The 2,868-nt window shown below is 39.4% G+C and carries 4 protein-coding genes; 3 read left to right on the top strand and 1 reads right to left on the bottom strand.

The features are described 5' to 3' along the window. From H9653_RS12255 to H9653_RS12580, 3 genes are all read left to right on the top strand, one after another. Positions 1 to 573: hypothetical protein (locus tag H9653_RS12255; RefSeq protein ID WP_191692575.1), on the top strand; the 573-nt coding region annotated here is incomplete at its 5' end. Positions 574 to 1,618: 1,045 nt separating this feature from the next. After that, a complete protein-coding gene (locus H9653_RS12250; protein WP_191692574.1) occupies positions 1,619 to 1,792 on the top strand; it encodes a hypothetical protein in 174 nt (57 codons plus the stop codon). A 9-nt stretch (positions 1,793 to 1,801) separates the two neighbouring features. Continuing rightward, positions 1,802 to 2,425 carry a hypothetical protein gene (locus H9653_RS12580; RefSeq protein ID WP_225211767.1) on the top strand — a complete coding sequence of 208 codons (624 nt, stop codon included), beginning with the start codon at positions 1,802 to 1,804 and terminating at the stop codon, positions 2,423 to 2,425. On the opposite strand, the gene H9653_RS12240 is transcribed toward H9653_RS12580, so the two are convergent. After that, the gene (locus tag H9653_RS12240) at positions 2,422 to 2,832 is read right to left on the bottom strand and encodes an HlyD family secretion protein (protein WP_191692573.1); all 411 of its coding nucleotides are present in this window, start codon (positions 2,830 to 2,832) and stop codon (positions 2,422 to 2,424) included. The genes H9653_RS12580 and H9653_RS12240 overlap by 4 nt on opposite strands. Between the last annotated feature and the right edge of the window lie 36 nt (positions 2,833 to 2,868).

Genomic DNA, 2,868 nt, shown 5'->3' with positions numbered 1-2,868 from the left:
GCAGAGAAGGCCACACAAGAGCGACTAGAGCAGCAAGCGGCAGAGAAGGCCACACAAGAGCGACTAGAGCAGCAAGCGGCAGAAAAATTGGAGTGTGATCGCATTGAAAGCCGTACAGCGTATAAGCTGCTCAAGTTGCAGTTGGTTGTAAAAATTACCAAGCCTTGTGCGTATGGAGATCCTACGCTACTAAAACATGCAATCACGCCTATTGGAAAAGATCTTTATATGCTTCTAAAGCAAGCGAAAAATAAAGGTTACGACATCACTATCAATAATAGTGACAGTTACGGTACTCGCGTAAATCAAGATATAGCCCAAAACCCCACAGCAATAGCTTTTGAGCGATTCATGTTGCGCGCAGAAGTACTCTCTAATCCTGACATATATAATGATTTCGTGGTGAGACTTGGCATGCGCGAATTTTCAGATAAATATGGTATAGCGTGTAATTCTGAAGACCTAAAACAGCTCGATACGCTAAATCCTGATCCAAAATTTAACCCCCCACAGCCGCAACCTGAGCAAAAAATAGAGCACCAAGCAAAAAATGACTATGATTTAGATTTGTGACACTAAGTTTTTTTTAATTTCTTCGCGCCATGCGTATCAAGGAACAGCGCCTAAAAAACACCCTTATCACTAAATGTCACCGAACAAAAAAACGCTCCGCATGGGTTGAATATGCGGAGCGTTTGGCATTACTATACGGGTTAACGGTTACAGAGTGCTTCAACACCCTGTAACGGCCAAATAAGCATTCGCAGTGCGTTACTTGACCAGTACTAGAGTACCCGCTAATAGGGCTATTTTATTCACATTCTGCTCAAAACTCAACTCTCTGTTACGTTTTATCATATATAAACAGCTTATTTCTCCGTTACAGCCTAGTGCTGCTCTCTCTGTATCTGTGTCCGCTAGATGGGTGGCAGGTCACGGTGACGACTGCGTCTAGCAAAAGGACAAAGCTCTCGACAGGGGGTTCTAGACATATTGAGCAACGCAATGAGTGGTTATTTGTGCATATCGTAGCGGTATATTGGGTGTAAGCCCTTGCTAGCGTATGACAGCACAGTAGCGGTTAAGAGCGTGTCTAGGCGGTGCTATCAGCCGTAATCTTAACAACCGTAGCTTGATACAGTGATACGGTCTTGATGACGCGATGGGCGATGAAGTCGGCATGACTAATCACATCAAATCCAAGGAATGCACTAAAGTGTTTGTGAGTATGCTAGAAAATACTCATAAATGCTTTAGGGTGAGTGTTCCTTGAAATCTGCTCAAGGCTCCAAAATCAGCATCGGAACTTACTTAGGCTATTAAGTGTTACATAGCCCACTAGGCTATGTAACATAGGGACTCGCAAAAAAAAATTAGAATAAATAAACATACAAAAAAACAAATTAACAGAGTCGCAATTCGAATCTAAGAATTACAAACCTAATGTGAAAAGAAACGCATCTGAACCCTAAAAAATACCCTAGATATACTCAAACGTATATACCACGTATATACAAAAAGCGCAAAGAAAATTAAATCGAATCAGCTGTAATTACTCATTGATATTCGTATATACTAAGTATATACTTGTTATATACATTGTATATACGAGAGTATCATGACAACCAATAAAGACAAACTATTCACGGCTAAAGTCGAAGAACATCTTCTATCTGCATTCAAATATGCTTGTGAGAATCAAGATACCACAGCATCGCAAGCTGTCAGAGCGTTCATGAGAGAGTACGTTAAAAAGCATGGCCAAGCTGACTTGTTTAAGAAACATAAATAAGAGTAAATAATGATGAAAATATACCTAGGGTTGTTGTTCTCTTTTTTTGCACTTAGCGTAAATGCAAGTAATGGCTATAAAGTCTCAGGTGTATCTAACATCGAGAGTGATAAGCAGCTAAATACTCCTTGGGGTAGCGTAAGTGAAAGTGATGAAAGTAGTGTTAAAAAAGGACTAGTAGTTAGAACCAGTACAGGTGATAAGTATATTTATAAAGATAGTAAAAGTCAGACCCTACTATCCGATGCTAAAAGTAGAAAGCAGGAAGGCTCTGAGGTACAGACATCAATGGGCGGTAATAAGTACATTTATAAAGACAAGAGTGGTCAAGTTCTACTAACAAACATAAGCCCTAGTGGGGATTTTGATAAATTCACTAAAAAAGTGCATATAGACTATGAACAGCTGGAAGCACAATATAAAAAAGAACAAGAGAAAAGACGCTTATTAGCTAAAAAACCTGATGCTCAAATCGGTATGTCTAAGAATCAAGTTCTAAATAATACTAAGTGGGGAAAGCCTAACGATATCAATACAACAATTGATGCGTCAGGCAAGTCAGAGCAGTGGATATATGGCAATCAGAAATACTTATACTTCAAAAATGGCAAATTAACTTCGATGCAGTATTAGTTTGTATGTGATGCTTGTATTGCTTCATAATCATCTCTTACAGCGTCTTTATCCTTATCTGATACATACCCCTCATTATACAGTTTCCGCATCATCTGAGCGATTTGAGCGTCGTTTTGAGCTGCTGTTTTTAGAGCTGCCCCCCAGATTACTTTTTTTCTTGTTTCTAGTTTTCGAGCTGCTGTTTTCTCAGCGTTCATGATACGACTGGTAGCAGCTCTAGCTTTTGCCAGTTCGTCTGCTTTTTTCTCCGCTCTTATGAGTATAGAGAGCTTTTTATTATCGTCATCTGAACGCTCTTGTAACTCCCCTAACGCTATAATAAGTCTTTGCGTGTCATTGGGCCTCTTATAAGCTTTAAAGCGTGTGACAAGCGAATTTAGATAGTCTGTGTCGATGTTAGCCATAATTCAATTACTCCTTATTTTTTAGGCTTCACATGA

Origin of the sequence: Psychrobacter communis, from assembly GCF_014836505.1 — a bacterium.
Taxonomy (GTDB): domain Bacteria; phylum Pseudomonadota; class Gammaproteobacteria; order Pseudomonadales; family Moraxellaceae; genus Psychrobacter; species Psychrobacter faecalis.
Note: the sequence above shows the minus strand (reverse complement) of the source record. Positions and strands in the feature narration are given on the sequence as shown.